Origin of the sequence: Polymorphospora sp. NPDC051019 (genome assembly GCF_040683055.1) — a bacterium.
Lineage (GTDB): Bacteria > Actinomycetota > Actinomycetes > Mycobacteriales > Micromonosporaceae > Polymorphospora > Polymorphospora lycopeni.
In genome coordinates this window covers 272,416-288,670 of the sequence record NZ_JBFBCH010000002.1, presented here as the reverse complement: position 1 = coordinate 288,670, position 16,255 = coordinate 272,416, and the positions used below count along the sequence as shown (strand labels likewise).

Sequence of the window (16,255 nt, the reverse complement as noted above, 5' to 3'; positions counted from 1 at the left end):
CAAAAGTGGGCACGTCCCCCAATTGCTTTTATGCAGTTATTCCATTGCCGTCCGTCGCTGAACTACAGTATTCCCGCCGGCTCTAGAGAGTGCTCCCCGCTGCTCGACACCCCAGTTCTCGACGGGAAGGAAAACCCATGAACGCATCAGTTCCGCGCGGCCGCAAAGCGGTGGCGCGGCTGTTGTTCGGCGCGGCATTGGCGGCGCTGATGGCCGTTTCCACCGGTGGTGCCGCCACGGCCGGCACCACCGTCGACGCCGGCCCGGGCTCCGGCTCGACGGTGTCGTCGCGCACCGACGCCTACCTCAAGGACAGCTCCTCGGACGTCGGCTTCGAGCCTCACGGCGCGATCCTCTCGTCCTTCTTCAACAGCCCGGACGTCAAGGTCTGCCCGAATACGTCGCCGGGCTGCGTCCACTCGAACCCGGTCGTCGGGTCGACGAGCTACATCCACGCCAACCTCCGGGCCAACGGGCCGTACGGGGCGGGTGTGAGCTTCGGGACGCTGAAGGCCTACTACACCACGTCCGGTGGCGGCGCGAACTGGCCGGGCGACTGGACCCCGATCGGCTCCCGCACCATCGCGGTCGCCCCCGGCGGGGTCACCTCGACCTTCATCACGTGGCCCAACGTGCCCTCCCTCGGCCACTTCTGCATCCTGCTCCGCTGGGAGTCGGAGACCGACCCGATGCTCTTCGAAGGGCCGGCCACGTCCATCAACACCCAGTACAACAACAACATCGTGTGGAAGAACGCCAACACCGTCTCGGTCGGCGGCGGCGGGATCATCATCGACCGGCCGTTCGCGGTGGCGAACGCGCTCAACGTCGCCGCCCCCTTCGACATCGCGGTCCGGCCACTGGCCGAACCCGTCCCGGGGCTGCGGCTCGTCGCCGACCTCGGTCCGGAGCTGTTCGCGCGCTGGCAGCGGGGCGGCCAGCAGGGTGAGGGCATCCGGGTGGTCGGCCGCACCCAGATCGAGTTCGCCGACCCGCAACGGGCCACGATCAAGGGCATCCTGATCAACCCGGGTGAGCGTCCCGTGCTGAAACTGAGCTTCTCGGCGGCCCAGCCGTTGCAGAAGTCGTACGGGCTCCAGATCACCCAGGTCGGGCCGCTGCGTGAGCCCGGCGAGAGCTTCGTCGTCGGTGGCGTGGACTACACCATCGAACCGGGCAGGCCGCAGGCCTAGCCAGCACGTGAAGGTGGGCCGGGAGTCGTGGATCGCATCCTCGGCACCCGGCCCACCGGCGTGCGAGCCGGGGGCGAAAGGGCGGCGGCGCGGGGCGGGCGCTGGCACGGCGAACGCCGTACGGGTGAGAGAGGTGAGCACGCCCCGCGCCGCCGCGGTGCCGGGTCGGCCGAAGACCCGGCGGGGAAGTCGTCAGGCGACTCCCGGGGAGGGACCGGGCCCTGCCGGGCCCGGTGCGCTAACGACGCCTGAGGACCCTTCGCAGGACCACGCTGCGTGTGCGCCGGTGCCGGCGCGCTCCGTGGTGCCTTGTCATGCCAACGAGCATGCGCCGGCCCGCCCCGATCGGCAACGCAATTACGCCGCGGCGGGGTGCTGAGCAGGGCGACAAGCCGGCCGTAAGAGACCCGCAAGTGTGGCCGGGCGCAATTGGCGGCACCACACGAAGGAGAAGATGGTGGACTTTCGTCGCCGTCGCGGCCACCGGCACCGGTGGTACGCGATGACACTCTGTGCGGCTCTGGTGCTGGGGCTCGCCGCCCCGGCCCGGGCCGCGGACCCGGTCGCCTACGACGAGCCGGGCACCCACGACGCGCTGTTCGCGGCCGCGGTCGGCGTACGCGGTACCGGCACCACCGCACTGGTCGACACGGTGGTCGCCGCCGAGCTGCTGGACTGGCGGGCCAGGAACCCGAGCGCCGCCCGGCCGGAGATCCAGCAGCACCTCACCGTCACCACCACGGCGGTGACGCAGGCCGTCCGCGCCGACGACGAGTCGCCGGCGAAGCTGCTGCTGCTGGCGGCGTCGATGGCGAAACTGGCCGAGACCGACGGGGCGTACCTGGGCGGGCCGACCGTCGGCGCGCTGCTGCGCACCACCACCGGCGAGGAGTTGGGCGGCATCGTGCCGCCGATCGAGCAGATCCGCACCGGCACCCAGGAACACGTCTGGGAGATCCTGTTCCGGGGTGCGCAGACGCAGGTGTGGCGCACCTTCCACCGGCAGGGTGCCACCGACGCCGACCTCGCCGCCGTCTGGAACGGCGCGTACGGCGACCGGCTCGGCGTCGCGCTGGGCGCCAGCGCCACCGAACTGGCGGCCCTGCCGGAGCTGGCCGGGCACCTCGACCTGGCGGCGATCACCGCCGAGCGTGGCGACAAGGAAGCGTACGACGCGGTCGTCCGGGCCCAGCTCGACGCGGCCCTCGCGGCCCTGAAGGCGCGGGCCGAGGCGACGGTCACGAGCGTGGTCGCCGCGTCGGACAGGTTCCCCGTCGACGGCCCGAACAAGCCGACCAGCACCGACGAGGCGGCAGCGAAGGCCGCGGCCGAGGCGAACAAGAAGGCCCTGGAGGGCCTGGGGCAGGCGGTCTCCGTGCTGTCCTTCCTGGCCGGCCTGGTCGACAAGCCGTTCGGCAAGCAGATCGAGATCATCGGCAAGGCCGTCGTCGGCGCGGTCAGCGCGATCAGCACGTACGTGACGACGATCTCCGCCGCGACGATGACCGCGGCCAGCCTGGCGCTGGCCTCGATCACCCTGGTCGGCGGACTGGTCGGTGCCGCGATGCTGCTGCTGCCGCTGTTCACCGGCGGCGGCACCGACTCGGCGGTCAGCCAGCAGATCGCGCAGCTGCGGGACCAGGTGACCCGGCTCGCCGCCGGGCTCGACAAGCGGTTCGACCGGATCGAGAAGATGCTCGGCGCCATGTACGACGCGCTGTCCGCCCAGCTCACCGCCCTGTCCCGGAGCGCCGCCGAGGTACGGGCCCAGCTGACCGTCATCGCCGGCCAACTGCTCGTCCTCGACCAGCGGGTCGACGCGCTCGCCCTGGCCAGCCAGGCCGCGTTCGAGGAGGTGGCGCAGAAGCCGCTGAAGACCACCATCGACCGGTACGTGCACCGGCAGGCGCGCGGCGTGCCGGCGATCGGCTCGTACGAGATCTACTTCGACGAGGCCGACTCGCCGACCCGTACGTTCGCCGTCGACGACGCCCGGCGGGCGCCGTACGTGGTGCCGGTCGGCGCGTCGTTCGCCGACCCGGTCGCGACCGTCGACCTGCACCTGCCCAGCGGTTCGATCGACTACCTGGCCCGGTGGGCCGGCCAGCGCGGGATCGCGCTGACCCCGGCGCCCGGCGACCAGCCGGCGGCGGAGGTGGCCAACCCGGCCGCGTGGCTGCTCGGCGCCCGGGCGAACCTGGTCATCGCCCTGCAGAACCCGGTCTACGCCGGGCAGCTTCCGGCGACCGAGACCGGCACCACGATCTCGGCCGGCGAGGCGATCAACCGGCGGGTCCGGCAGTTCAGCGCCCCGGCCGCCGGTGGCGACACCAACGCGCTGTTCAAGACCCTGCTCGCCGACTACGACTCGGCCATGACCGGCTGGTCGGTGGCGCTGGCCGAGGTGGGCCGGGCGGTCCGCTGGGTCGAGACCGACCGCGAGTACGACATGTGGGGCAGCCCCGACCAGGCCATCCCGGCCGGCGGTCGGGTGGCGGACGTGGCGACGATGCCGTACTGCGAAAACAACGGCCGGGCCGTGTCCACGCCGACCAACGTGAACCGCTCGGCCCTGCCGAACGTCTACCACCTCGGCAACTACGGCATGCCGCCCGGGCACCGGCCCGAGCTGCGCAGCTGCCTCGAGGCCAGCTACGAGAACCTCCGGACCACCACCGGACCCCGGTCCGAGATCACGTCCGGGACGCTGAAGCTCGTCGCCCGACAGCAGGCGAAGTGGGTCGGCGGGCAGTGGCGGGACGTCCGCGCCGTCACCTGGCGGACCGGGCTGAGCGACATCTGCACGTGGACCGTCCGGGACCCGATCCCGACCGGCTACTGCAACGAACCGGACCACTACGTGACCAAGAACTGGGCGTCGACGTACCGGTCGAAGATGGAGGCGGTGGGGACCGTCGTCGACGACCCGGCCGTCCTCGAGGAGGCCCGGGTCAAGGTCCGGGCGATGCTCACCGGCAAGCAGAAGTACTTCTACCGGGTCGCCGCCCTCGGCACCGGCACCGAACGGCCGCCGGCCGGCAGTTGGTCGCCGTCCCAGCAGCTCTGGGACGCCGGACACAAGGTCAGCGACGCGGTACGGATGCTGCAGATCTTCACCGAACTCGGCTGGGCCTCGGCCCTGGAGCGGGACGACGTCATGAACGCCCAGCTCTTCGGTGACCGGCCGCTGCCGGCGGACTTCGGCCTGCCGCCCAGCCAGAACAGCCACGACCCGGGTTCGCAGTACCTGCGCAACGCGTTCCACCGGGCGGTGGCCAACTACGCCCCCTGCCAGCAGTATCTGGACTGGGATCCGTGCCAGGGCGACCTGACCGGGCACGACCCCCGGTACGACCAGGAGCGGTTCGGTCCGGCCTGCGCGCTCTCGACCGCGGCCGACCGGCCGATCGACCCGCTCGGCTCCTGTGTCTTCCAGGCCGCGCGGACCGGGACGGACACCCTGGCGGCGCAGTACCGGTACTGGTCGGGCCGGGTCGGTGCCGGCACGCACCGGGAGGGGTTGCCGGCGGTGACGACCGTCGTCGACCTGTTGCGGGCGACGAACGAACACGTGCACGCCGCCACGAACTGACGTGGCCGCCCGATCGGGGACCCGGGACACCGGGTCCCCGATCCGCGTCGTGTGCCCGGTCGCGGCCGGTCAGGGGAGGGCGGGCCGGCCGGGGTCGTGACAGGATCGGGTCAGGGGGCGGCCGTGGCGGGGCCACGACCGCCGCGACCGGGGAGTGGATGCCGTGAAGTTGCACGAGGAGATCGGCGGCCGGCTGCGGGACTTCATCGAGGCGCAGGTGATGTTCTTCGTGGCCACCGCGCCCAGCGGTGCCGACGGCCACGTCAACGTGTCACCGAAGGGCATGACCGGCACCTTCGTGGTGCTCGACGCGCATCGGGTCGCCTACCTCGACTACCACGGCAGCGGCGCCGAGACGATCGCCCACCTGCGCGACAACGGCCGCATCACGATCATGTTCTGTGCCTTCCAGGGCCCGCCGAACATCGTCCGGCTCTACGGCCGGGGCACCTTCGTCGCGGTCGACGATCCGGCCTGCGCCGACCTGCTCGCGCTCTTTCCGGACCCACCCGACCTGCACGGGCTGCGGGCGGTGATCACCGTCGACGTACACCGGATCAGCGACTCCTGCGGCTACGCGGTGCCGCTGATGGCGTACGAGGGCGACCGCGACCTGCTGGTCCGGGCGCACTCCCGGCGCACCGGGGCCGATCTGGTCGAATACCGGGCCACCCGCAACGCGGCGAGCATCGACGGGCTGCCCACCTTCTCCTGACCCCGCGCGGTCGGGGCGGTTCCCGCGCCGGCGTGCCGTGTTACTTTCCCGGGCGGCCAGGGTAGAAGCCGCAGCCGACGGGCCTGAGGGTCCGTCGGTTCGTGCTGCCGTCGGTTGGAGGTGCCATGGGACCGGATCCGCTTCCCGCCGATCTGGCTGCCGCGCTCGACGCGGGCGGTGAGATGGGCGCCCGGATCCGTGACCTGGACTGGGCGGCGACGCCGATCGGGTGTGACCTCGCCGACTGGCCGGCCCCGCTGCGCCACGCGACCATACGCATGCTCGCCTCCCGTGCCCAGATCGTCATCTTCTGGGGGCCGGAGCACGTCGCGCTCTACAACGACGCCTACGTGCCGACGATGGGCGACAAGCACCCGGACTGGCTCGGGTGCCCGGGGCGGGAGATGTGGAGCGAGGCGTGGGAGGTGCTCGGCCAGCTCTTCGCCGAGGTGGCCGCCACCGGCCGGTCGTTCTGGGCCACCGACCACCCGTTCATGCTGCACCGGCACGGGTTCCTCGAAGAGACGTACTTCGACATCTCCTACGACCCGATCCGCGCCGACGACGGTTCGGTGGTCGGGGTCTTCTGCATCGTCAGCGACACCACCGGCCGGGTCCTCGGCGAGCGCCGGGTCGGCGCGCTGAGCGCGCTCGGCGTCCGGCTGGCGGACGCCTCCGGGCAGGCCGACCTGGGGGACCGCGTCGCGGCCGTGCTGGGTGAGCACCCGAACGACGTGCCGTTCGCCCTGCTCTACCTCGACGACGCCGGGACGGCTCCGCCCGCCGGTCCCGCACCGCAGCCCGCCGCCGACGCCCCGGAGCCGGCCGCCAACGAGCCGGCGGTGGCGCTGGTGTCAGCGGCCGGCGTGCCCGCACCGACGGTCCGCGTCACCACGGTCGGCCCACACACCCGGGGGGCCGGAGCGGCCCTGCTGCGCCAGGTGGTGGCGCGGGGGCGGCCGGCCGAGGCCCCGGTGTCGGCGTTCCTGTCGTCGGTGCCCGACCACACCGCCGACGAGGTGCTCGTGCTGCCGGTCACCGGTGGCGGGCGTACCGTCGGCGCGCTGGTGCTCGGCGCCAGCCGCCGGCTCGCCGTCGACCAGCGTTACCGCGACTTCTTCCGGCTGCTGGCCGCCCAGGTGTCGGCGGCCGTGACCAACCAGCGGGCGTACGAGCAGGAGCGGGCCCGGACCGCGCAGCTAGCCGCCCTCGACCAGGCGAAGACCAACTTCTTCTCCAACGTCAGCCACGAGTTCCGCACCCCGCTGACCCTGATCCTGGGGCCGCTGGAGGAGGCGCTGGCCGCCCCCGACCTGTCCGTCGCCGACCGCGAGGCACTGGAGCTGATGCACCGCAACGCCCTGCGGCTGCTCAAGCTCGTCAACACCGTCCTCGACTTCTCCCGCATCGGCTCGGGCCGGATCGACGCCAGCTACCGGCCGACCGACCTGTCGGACTACACCGCCCGGCTGGCCGGCAACTTCCGGTCCGCGGCCGAGCGGGCCGGGCTGCGGCTCGACGTCGACTGCCCGCCGCTGCCCGGTCCGGTGCACGTCGACCGGGAGATGTGGGAGAAGATCGTCCTCAACCTGCTGTCCAACGCGCTCAAGTTCACCTTCGCCGGCCGGATCACCGTACGGACCCTCGCGTCCGGTGGGTCGGCGGTGCTCGAGGTCTCGGACACCGGCGTCGGTATCCCCGAGGCCGACCTGCCGCTGGTCTTCGAGCGGTTCCAGCGGGTCGTCGGCCGGCGGGCCCGCAGCCACGAGGGCACCGGCATCGGCCTGGCCGTGGTCCGCGAACTCACCGAACTGCACGGCGGCCGGGTCGCGGTGCGTAGCCGGCCCGACGTCGGCAGCACGTTCACGGTCACGCTGCCGTTCGGTGCCGGGCACCTGCCCGCCGACCAGGTGGGCACCGGCGACACCCCGGTGGACGAGAGCGACACCGCCCGGCTCTACCTCGCCGAAGCGGTGCGGTGGGCGGGCGGGGAGGTCGTCCCGGCCCCCGCGGTGGCCCCGGCCGGGGGTTCCCGTCCGGTGGGCGGCGACGACCGTACGGCCGGGCGTGGCGGCCGGATCCTCGTCGCCGACGACAACGCCGACCTGCGTGACCATCTGACCCGGCTGCTGTCGCCGGCCTTCGAGGTGGTGGCGGTCGCCGACGGCGTGGCCGCCGCCCAGGCCGCCGCCGACAGCGCGTTCGACCTTGTCATCACCGACGTGATGATGCCACGAATGGACGGGTTCGAGCTGTTGGCGGCGTTGCGCGCGGATCCGCGCACCCGGCACCTGCCGATCGTGATGCTCTCCGCCCGTGCCGGTGAGGTGGCGGCTGTCGAGGGCCTGTCCGCGGGCGCCGACGACTACCTGGTCAAGCCGTTCTCCGGGCAGGAGCTGATCGCCCGGGTCCGGTCCAACGTGGAGCTGGGACAGCTCCGGGGCCAGATCATCCGGCAGTTGCGGGCCCTCACCGACGCGGCGGTGGCGGTCAACACCGCCCAGTCGACGGCCGAGGTGACGAAGGCCGCGGCCGAGCACGCGCAGCTGGCCGTCCGCGCCGCCCGGGTCGTGGTCAGCGTCCCCGGCGCCCGCTTCGAGGCGGACGGCGGCGGCGAACTGCCCACGGACCCGCCGCTGGTGGTGCCGCTGTCCGGCATGACCGGCGAACCGTTCGGCGAACTGCGGGCCTGGCCGTACCGCGGCCCGGTCACCGACGCCGAGGAGGAGGTGCTCGCCCAGCTCGCCCGGCTCGTCGGCGTACGGCTCGACAACGCCCGCCTCTTCGAGGCCGAGCACCGGATCGCGATGACCCTCCAGCACAGCCTGCTGCCGCAGTCGCTGCCGCAACTACCCGGTGCGATCGTCGCCAGCCGCTACCTGGCCGGCAACAGCGAGGTCGAGGTCGGCGGCGACTGGTACGACGCGATACCGGTCGACGACGGCCGGCTCGTGCTGGTCATCGGCGACGTCGTCGGCAAGGGGGTGGGGGCGGCCGCCGCCATGGGGCAGCTCCGCAACGCGCTGCGCGCGTACATGCTGGAGGGGTTCGACCCGGGCGCGGCGCTGACCCGGCTGAACCGGCTGGTCGGCACGGTCGGCCGGCGCTCCTTCGCCACCGTGGTGTGCGTACGCTTCGACCCCGTCACCGGCCGGCTCCGGTATGCCAGCGCCGGGCATCCGCCGCCGGCGCTGATCGAGCCCGACGGCACGGCCCGATTCCTCTACACCAGGGCGCTCGGCCCGCCGGTCGGCGCGCTGCCCGACGCCGAGTACGCCACCGTCGACGGGCAGCTCGATCCGGGCGCCCGGATCCTGCTCTACACCGACGGCCTGGTCGAGGACCGGCGGCAGGGCATCGACGACAGTCTCGCGCAGCTCCTCACCGACGCGGCCCGCCCGACCGACCACGTCGACGACCTGGTGAACGCGATGGTCGGGCGGGTGGCCGGCCGGCCCCGACGCGACGACGTCGCGGTGCTGGCCCTGGAGGCCGCCGAGCCCGACCGGCTGGTGCTGCGCCTGGCGGCCGACCCGGCCCGGCTCAGCGTGCTGCGCCGGCGGCTGGAGAATTTCCTGACCGGGCACGGGGTGCCGGAGAACGACGTGTTCGACCTGGTCGTGGCGGTCTCCGAGGCGGCCGCCAACGCGATGGAGCACCCGGTCGGGCCGGCCGAGGAAACGATCAGCATCGAGGTGACCATCGGCCGTGACGAGGTCGCCGCCGTCGTCCGGGACAGCGGCCGGTGGCGGGAATCCGACGGCGCCGGGTTCCGGGGTCGGGGCCTGGCGCTCATCGGCGCGCTCGCCGAGCTGACGGTGCACCGGTCCGACAGCGGCACGACGGTGACCGTACGCCGCCGGCTGGGCGGGTGAGCGCCGCCGGCAGGTCGGTGGGTGCCGCCGTCAGTCGGCGAGCCAGGGCTGGTCGCCGAGGCCGGAGATGTCGAGCACCCGGCGCACCTGTGGGGACGGCAGCACCGTCAGCGCGTCGGCGTACCGGGCGCCGAGCCGGACCAGGGCATGGATGGCGGCCGAGTCGAAGAACGTGACCGCCCGCAGGTCGAGGGTCAGCCGGGCGGCGCCGGACGGTGTCGCCGCCGCGTACATCGTGTCGGCGGTGGCCATGTCGACCTCGCCGGTGACATTCACCGTCACGTGGTCACCATCTGCCTGGGCGGCGGCGGAGAAGTTGGAATCCGCACCCTGTTGATCCACGGCAAGTACCTTGGCACAGTGGTTGCCGTACGGCAACAAGCGCCCCCCCGGCTCCGTGGTTCCCGGCACCGGCGGGCGATCCGTCGGCCCCCGCCGACGGCGGCGATAGGCTTACCGCATGACCGTCCGTGCGCCGTTGACCCCTGGCACGCGCTCCCCGTGGCGACAGGTGCCCGCTCACATCCCCCGTCCGGAATACGTCGGCAAGAAGCGGCCGAAGCCGTGGACCGGGTCGCACGTCCAGACGCCCGAGACGATCGAGAAGATGCGGGTCGCCGGGCGGATCGCGGCGCAGGCCACCCAGCTCGCCGGTGAGCACTGCAAGCCCGGGGTCACCACCGACGAGATCGACCGGGTGGTGCACGAGTTCCTGGTCGACCACGACGCCTATCCGTCGACGCTGGGCTACAAGGGCTTCCCCAAGTCGTGCTGCACCAGCCTCAACGAGGTGATCTGCCACGGCATTCCGGACTCGACGGTGCTCGAGGACGGCGACATCGTCAACGTCGACGTGACCGCGTACATCGACGGCGTACACGGCGACACCGACGCGACCTTCTGCGTCGGTGAGGTCTCCGAGGAGGCCCGCCTGCTGGTCGAACGCACCCACGAGGCGATGATGCGCGGCATCCGCGCGGTCGCGCCGGGCCGCCAGATCAATGTCGTCGGCCGGGTCATCGAGTCGTACGCGAAGCGGTTCGGCTACGGCGTGGTGCGCGACTTCACCGGCCACGGCATCGGTGAGGCGTTCCACAGCGGGCTCTACATCCCGCACTACGACAGTCCCCGGCCGACCGACGTGATGGAACCCGGCATGACCTTCACGATCGAGCCCATGATCACACTCGGCACGTACGAGTACGACCTCTGGTCCGACGGCTGGACGGTCGTGACGAAGGACCGGCGGTGGACCGCCCAGTTCGAGCACACCGTCGTGGTGACCGAGGACGGCGTCGAGATCCTCACCCTGCCCTGACCGGGCCTGACCGCCCGCTCAGGCGTCGAAGAGGTCGGCGACCGTGCCGTCGACCGGCCGGCCCCGGGCGGCCAGCTCACCGGCCTGGGCACGCAGCACCTCGCCCAGTTCGGTCAGGTCGGCGCCGGCGAGCCCGGCCCGCCGTACCGCGTCGGCGCCGTCCCGGAAATAGGTGCGGGTGAGCAGCCCCACCACGTTGGCCGCGGCCAGCCGGGCCACACCGAGGCCGACCAGGGCGCCGTCGGTGTCGTACCAGGCGGCGAGCCGGCCCGCCAGCGCGTGCGCCGACGCCGCCTCGCACCACGCCTCCCGGGCGAGCGTGCTGAACTCGGGGGCCCGGGCCTGCGCGAGCCGGCCGAGGTGCGCGTCGCGGAGCTGGTCCAGCCAGCCGGTCGGATCGTAGAGCGGTCTGGTCGTCACATACCGGTCGGCGGCCAGCGGCCAGGACGTGTCGAGGGTGCGGGCGCGGCGCAGGCAGCGGTCGGCGTCGACGACGTCGAGTTTGACCAGCACCCCGTCGATCCGTCGCCGGGTCGGGCGCGGCCCGCCGGACTCCCGGTAGGTCACCACCACCAGGTCGATCCCGGTGGTCTCGTCGTCGTCGCCGTGGGCCAGCCGGCCGTACGCCCCGATGGCCAGGACGTCGGCGGGGAAACGTCGCCGGGCCGTCTCGGCGACCCGTTCGGCGACGGCCCACCGCGGATTCGCGAGGTACGGATTGTCCTGCGGCACGGCCGCAATTGTGCGCCATGAGCGGGCTCGCGGCGAGTTCGGCGGTGTCGGCCGGCCTGCGTGGCCGGTGCTGGTGGGGGAATCCGTCAGGTCGGCCCGGCCCAGAATCGCGTGTTCATCTCGTCCTCCCCGTCGGCGGCCCCGGAGGTGGGGTGCGCCGATACCAGGATGGGCGCGGCCGGCGGCCCCGAGCGGTCCGCGCGGCGGGTCTGGCACCAAGGGGGGAGAGGCCGTGATCAGCCGGCCGGCGTGAGCCGGAACACGTGTACCGGCCGGCCGCCGGCCCGGTCCACATAGGTGTCGTACGCCGGCCACTCCCGGACCAGCAGGCCCCACAACCGGTCCCGTTCGGCACCGGTGGCGAGGTGGGCGCGGACCGGGACCCGCCGACCGGCGACGGTGACCGTGGCGGCCGGATCGGCGAGCAGGTTCAGCGCCCAGGCCGGCGGGCGGGCCTGCCCCCAGTTGGAGCCGGCGACCACGAAGGCGTCGCCGTCGCGGACGTACAGCAGGGGGTTGCCGCGCGGCTGCCCGGACCGCCGTCCGGTCGTGGTGATCAGCAGTGACGGCACCAGGCCGAGCGCCACCACCCGGCCCCTGGTCAGCCGGCTGACCAACCGGTCGGCGGGCACCAGGACGCGGGCGGCGGCGGCGAACCACCGGCGGTGTCCGAGGCGACGGGTCACGTTTCGCAGGGCCGGCACCGGCACAGTCTGCCGCCCCGCGCCGCCGGAGGACAGCCCCGGCGGACGGGTCAGACGATCCGTCGCTCGACCGGCAGGCGGGACCGGGTCAGCAGGCCCGCGCCGAGCATCGCCACGACCGGTACCGCGAGCACGACCGCCAGCATCGACCACGGCACCGTCACCGGGTAGGTGCCCCCACCCGGCCAGTCCGCCCGGCCGGCCTCGTTGAGGGCGAACATGACGACGACGGCACCGGTCAGCCCGGCGACCACCCCGAGGAGCGAACCGAGCCCGGCGATCATGCCCGACTGGCAGAGCGACAGCAGCCGGCGTACCCGCGGACTGGCCCCGACCGCGGCGAGGGTCGACAGGTCCGCCCGGCCGTCGGCGGCCGCGAGCCCGGTGGCGATACCGGCGGCACCGAGGGTGACCACACCGGCGGCGATCGCCAGCAGGATCGCGTCCAGGTCGCCGTAGCCACCCGGGCCGCGCTCGACGGCCGGCACCGGGCTGCCGGGCAGTGCGCGCAGGCCGTCGCGTAGCCGGTCCTCCTGCCCGGTCGTCGGCTCGGTGGCGGTCGCCAGGACGAAACCGGTGTGGGCGGCGGCCAGGCCGAGCCGGTCGACCGCCGCCGGCGAGTAGACGACCCGCTCGGCGGAGAGGCCGGACGTGAGGGCGTAGCCGGGCAGCCGGACCGTGTCGACGACGGCGAGCCCGCCATCGGGATCCGGTGGCAGCGCCGGGTCGTAGCGACGGACCTCCACGGCCACCTGCCCGTCGACGACCAGACCGGGCTCGGTGACCACCACCCCGCCGGCCCGTAGCATCTCGGTGGCCCGGCGCAGGTCGTCCGGGTCCGCGCCGGTCAGCACCGGTAGCGCCGACCCGTCGTCGACGACGGCGTCGGCGAGCACCCCCGAGATCGTGTGGTACCCGACGGCGCAGCGCGGATCCTCGGCCGCCCGGCGGCGGTCCCGCGCCTCCAGGGCGCCGGACGGGTCGTACGGGCACGCCCGCCCGGCGGGGACCGCGACGGTCAGGCCGCAGGAGATCCGTTCGGCGGTGCCGGGCGGGCAGGTCGGCTGGTGCAACCGGGCCACCGCGCCGACCTCGATACCGGCGTCGCGGGCGGCGGCGGCGACCCGCTCGACCGGTGCCGGATCCGACGGTGGCGCGAAGCCGTCGTACCAGGCGGTGACGTAACCGTGCGGAAGGGCCGGCTGATACCCCTCGACGCTACGGGCCCGATCGCTGGCCAGGTACACGCCGATCATCACGCTGCCGGCCACCGCGGCCATCACGGCGGCGATCGCCGGCGCGGCCGCGGCCCGGTTGCGGGCGGTGTCGCGCAGCGCGATCCGGGGCGCCAGCGGCAGCAGCCGGCCGAACCTCGCGAGCAGCCCGATCAGGCTCGGTGTGCACAACACCAGGCCGAGTTCGGCGAGCGCCAACCCGGCCAGCATGACCGTTTCACTCACCCACGCCGCGCCGGCGGCCGCCAGGGCCGTGCCGGTGGCGGCCGCGACCAGGCCGACGACCAGCCACCGCCGGCGGGACCGGACCGCGCCGCGCCGGCCGCTGAGCGCGGTGACGACGTCCTGCCGAGCCGCGGTGAACGCCGGCACCATCGCGGCGAGCACCCCGGTGGCGACGGCCAGCCCGGCGACGGCGAGCAGCGCCGGCGGCAGGACCCGGTATCCGCCGGCCCGGGCCTGGGCCACGTACTCCTCGACGAGCGGGCGGCCGGCGAACGCGGCGGCGATGCCGAGGACGATGCCGACGGCCGCCCCGACGACCCCGAGCACCACGCCGTCGGCCAGCACGATGCGGCGCAGGTGGGCGGGGGTGCCGCCGTTCGCGGCGACCAGGGCGAGATCGCGTCGCCGGCGGCGGGCGCCGACCGCGAACGCCGGCCCGGCGAGCAGGACCACCTCCAGCACGCCCAACCCGGCGACCAGCACGCCCGTCCCGACGACCGTCGCGTCCGCGTCGGCGACGGACGGGTCGTAGCGGGGATCGGCCGCCGGGTCGAGCAGCACCGTCCGTAACTCGACCAGGAATCCGCGCTGGTTGAGTTGCTCGACCTGCTCCCAGGTCACCGGTTCCGGGGCGTCGACCAGCCACCGCTGCGCCGCCGGGCCCGCGTCCGGCGGCAGCGCCACCATCTCGCCCAGGTCCGCCGGGAACTCCACCACCCCGGTCACCCGGTAGACGCGCACGCCGTCGGCGCTCGTCACGTCGTCGCCGAGCCCGACGCCGAGCCGGCGCAGCGCCTCGGCGCTGACCGCCATCTCGCGGTCGCCGGCCGGCGCGCGGCCCTCGACCACCGACGCGATCCCGCGGACCATCGGGTCGGCGAGGTCGACCACGGTGGCCGGCAGCTCGCCGACGCCGGTGGTGGTACGCAGCGCCAGCCTGGTCTCGCCGAGCGGGACGACCCGGCTGCCCGGCGGCAGCACGGCCCGTACCTCGTCGAGCGTCGGCGCCGTGGTGGGCGGATCACCGGGGATCACCCATCCGCCGCCCCGCAGGTTCTGGGTCAGCGGCCCGTCGACCAGCCAGGTCAGCGACGCGTCGGCAGTGCCGAGCCGGCGTTCGGCCCGCTCGGCGGGAGTCAGCCGGAACATGTCGTAGTTGACCGCCACGTACGACAGCGCCAGCACCGGCAGCGCGATCATCGCCACCACCAGCGCCGTACGCGCCCGCGCCCGGCGGGCCTCCCGGGCGGCGATCCGCAGCGCGGCCCGCCAGGACCTCACCCGATGTCCTGGAGCAGGTGCTCCGGCCCGTCGAGCGGCCCGGACGTGTCGACGGCGAGCCCGTCCCGCAGGAACACCACCCGGTCGGCCCACGCGGCGTGCCGGGCCTCGTGGGTCACCAGCACGGCGGCCGCGCCGGCGTCGACCCGGCCGCGCAGCAGCCGCAGGACCGCTTCGCCGGTCTGGGAGTCGAGCGCGCCGGTGGGTTCGTCGGCGAGCACCAGCCGCCGTTCGCCGACCAGCGCGCGGGCGATCGCCACCCGCTGCTGCTGGCCGCCGGACATGTCGTCGGGGAACCGGTCGCCGAGGTCGGTGAGACCGACCTCGGCCAGCGCCGCGACCGCGAGCCGCCGGGAGTGCCGTACGCCCCGGCCGTCGAGTTCGAGCGGCAGCGCGACGTTCTCCACCGCGGTGAGGCTGGGCAGCAGGTTGAGGTCCTGGAAGACGTAGCCGACCGAGCGGCGGCGCAGCCGGGCCAGCCCGCGCCGGTCGAGGGTGCCGAGATCGGCGCCGGCCACCGATACCCGGCCCCGGGTCGGCCGGTCGAGCCCGCCGGCCAGGTTGAGCAGCGTCGACTTGCCCGAGCCGGACGGCCCCATCACCGCGACCAGCTCACCCGGCCGGACGGTCAGGTCGACCCCGCGCAACGCGTGTACCGCGCCCGCGCCGCAACCGTGCGTCCGGTGCACGTCGCGAAGTTCGAGCAGGTTCACCGTTCCGCCCGCGCGGGGGCGTCCGGCGCGTCCGCGCCGACGGCGGGACCGGCGGGGTACGGGCGCCCGGGAGACCGGTCGGTCGGCGCGGCGCCGCCGGGTGCGGCGGGCCGGTGCCGGACCAGGCTGACCTCGCAATGGTCCAGCCAGCGGATCTCGGCCTCGGCCTGGAAGAGCATCGAGTCCAGCACCAACCGCCAGGACAGGTCGCCCGGCCGGTCGTCGCGCACCTTCAGCCGGGTGAGTTCCTGGAGGGTACGCATCGTCGCGGTGCGTTGGGTCTGCACGACGGCCCGCACGTCGACGCCCGGGGTGGTCAGCGCCAGCGCCAGTTTGATCGCCAGTTCGTCACGGGGACGGTCGTTCCGGCTGATCGGAGTGCCGAACCAGGCGGCGAGTTCGGCCCGGCCGGTGTCGGTGATCTCGTACGGCCGCTGCCCCCCGTCGTTTTCCGGCAGGGGCCGTACGAGACCGTCCCGTTCCAGCCGGGCCAGCGTGGTGTAGACCTGCCCGATGTTGAGCGGCCAGGTCGCGCCGGTGGACTCCTCGAAGGCGGCCCGGAGCTGGTAGCCGTACATCGGCTGGCGCTCGAGCAGGGCGAGAAGACCGTGGCGGATCGTCATACTCAACCAGTATACGTACTGGGTATGCAAGGGTTCCCGGTGTCACCGG

Annotated in this window: 11 protein-coding genes; 5 read left to right on the top strand and 6 right to left on the bottom strand. The window is 73.8% G+C overall.

Annotation, left to right across the window (positions count from 1 at the left end; all coding sequences use genetic code 11):
• The first annotated feature begins 137 nt into the window (after positions 1-137).
• The 4 genes from AB0M79_RS05415 to AB0M79_RS05400 all read left to right on the top strand — a co-directional run bounded on the left by AB0M79_RS05415 (position 138) and on the right by AB0M79_RS05400 (position 9,375).
• Positions 138-1,193: a hypothetical protein gene (locus tag AB0M79_RS05415; RefSeq protein WP_364208019.1), complete on the top strand. Its 1,056-nt coding sequence runs from the start codon at positions 138-140 to the stop codon at positions 1,191-1,193.
• Positions 1,194-1,695: 502 nt separating this feature from the next.
• On the top strand, positions 1,696-4,785 hold the full coding sequence (locus tag AB0M79_RS05410; protein ID WP_364208018.1) for a hypothetical protein: 3,090 nt from the start codon (positions 1,696-1,698) through the stop codon (positions 4,783-4,785).
• Positions 4,786-4,948: 163 nt separating this feature from the next.
• Positions 4,949-5,500: a pyridoxamine 5'-phosphate oxidase family protein gene (locus AB0M79_RS05405; protein ID WP_364208016.1), complete on the top strand. Its 552-nt coding sequence runs from the start codon at positions 4,949-4,951 to the stop codon at positions 5,498-5,500.
• A 125-nt stretch (positions 5,501-5,625) separates the two neighbouring features.
• Entirely contained in the window at positions 5,626-9,375 is a 3,750-nt protein-coding gene (locus AB0M79_RS05400) for a SpoIIE family protein phosphatase (protein WP_364208014.1), read from the top strand.
• A 30-nt stretch (positions 9,376-9,405) separates the two neighbouring features.
• On the opposite strand, the gene AB0M79_RS05395 is transcribed toward AB0M79_RS05400, so the two are convergent.
• On the bottom strand, positions 9,406-9,717 hold the full coding sequence (locus AB0M79_RS05395; RefSeq protein WP_357535815.1) for an STAS domain-containing protein: 312 nt from the start codon (positions 9,715-9,717) through the stop codon (positions 9,406-9,408).
• Positions 9,718-9,835: 118 nt separating this feature from the next.
• Between AB0M79_RS05395 and map the strand changes: the two genes are divergently transcribed.
• A complete protein-coding gene (gene map, locus AB0M79_RS05390) occupies positions 9,836-10,693 on the top strand; it encodes a type I methionyl aminopeptidase (RefSeq protein WP_364208012.1) in 858 nt (285 codons plus the stop codon).
• 18 nt (positions 10,694-10,711) lie between these two features.
• On the opposite strand, the gene AB0M79_RS05385 is transcribed toward map, so the two are convergent.
• The 5 genes from AB0M79_RS05385 to AB0M79_RS05365 all read right to left on the bottom strand — a co-directional run bounded on the left by AB0M79_RS05385 (position 10,712) and on the right by AB0M79_RS05365 (position 16,206).
• The gene (locus tag AB0M79_RS05385) at positions 10,712-11,425 is read right to left on the bottom strand and encodes a nucleotidyltransferase domain-containing protein (protein ID WP_364208010.1); all 714 of its coding nucleotides are present in this window, start codon (positions 11,423-11,425) and stop codon (positions 10,712-10,714) included.
• 236 nt (positions 11,426-11,661) lie between these two features.
• A complete protein-coding gene (locus AB0M79_RS05380; protein WP_364208008.1) occupies positions 11,662-12,129 on the bottom strand; it encodes a nitroreductase/quinone reductase family protein in 468 nt (155 codons plus the stop codon).
• A gap of 50 nt (positions 12,130-12,179) precedes the next feature.
• Entirely contained in the window at positions 12,180-14,870 is a 2,691-nt protein-coding gene (locus tag AB0M79_RS05375; protein WP_364208006.1) for an FtsX-like permease family protein, read from the bottom strand.
• Positions 14,867-15,583 (bottom strand): ABC transporter ATP-binding protein, encoded by a 717-nt coding sequence (locus tag AB0M79_RS05370; RefSeq protein ID WP_357535823.1) that lies wholly within the window; start codon positions 15,581-15,583, stop codon positions 14,867-14,869. Before AB0M79_RS05370 ends, AB0M79_RS05375 begins: the two co-directional genes overlap by 4 nt.
• The gene (locus AB0M79_RS05365; protein ID WP_364208004.1) at positions 15,580-16,206 is read right to left on the bottom strand and encodes a PadR family transcriptional regulator; all 627 of its coding nucleotides are present in this window, start codon (positions 16,204-16,206) and stop codon (positions 15,580-15,582) included. The genes AB0M79_RS05370 and AB0M79_RS05365 overlap by 4 nt, the downstream gene beginning before the upstream one ends.
• Positions 16,207-16,255 lie beyond the last annotated feature (49 nt).

What these genes read in the sequence shown, in the direction of transcription:
- AB0M79_RS05415 (WP_364208019.1), top strand. Translation starts at nt 138, where the DNA reads ATGAACGCATCAGTTCCGCGCGGCCGCAAAGCGGTGGCGCGGCTGTTG.
- AB0M79_RS05410 (WP_364208018.1), top strand. Translation starts at nt 1,696, where the DNA reads ATGACACTCTGTGCGGCTCTGGTGCTGGGGCTCGCCGCCCCGGCCCGG.
- AB0M79_RS05400 (WP_364208014.1), top strand. Translation starts at nt 5,626, where the DNA reads ATGGGACCGGATCCGCTTCCCGCCGATCTGGCTGCCGCGCTCGACGCG.
- AB0M79_RS05365 (WP_364208004.1), bottom strand. Translation starts at nt 16,206, where the DNA reads ATGACGATCCGCCACGGTCTTCTCGCCCTGCTCGAGCGCCAGCCGATG.
- map (WP_364208012.1), top strand. Translation starts at nt 9,836, where the DNA reads ATGACCGTCCGTGCGCCGTTGACCCCTGGCACGCGCTCCCCGTGGCGA.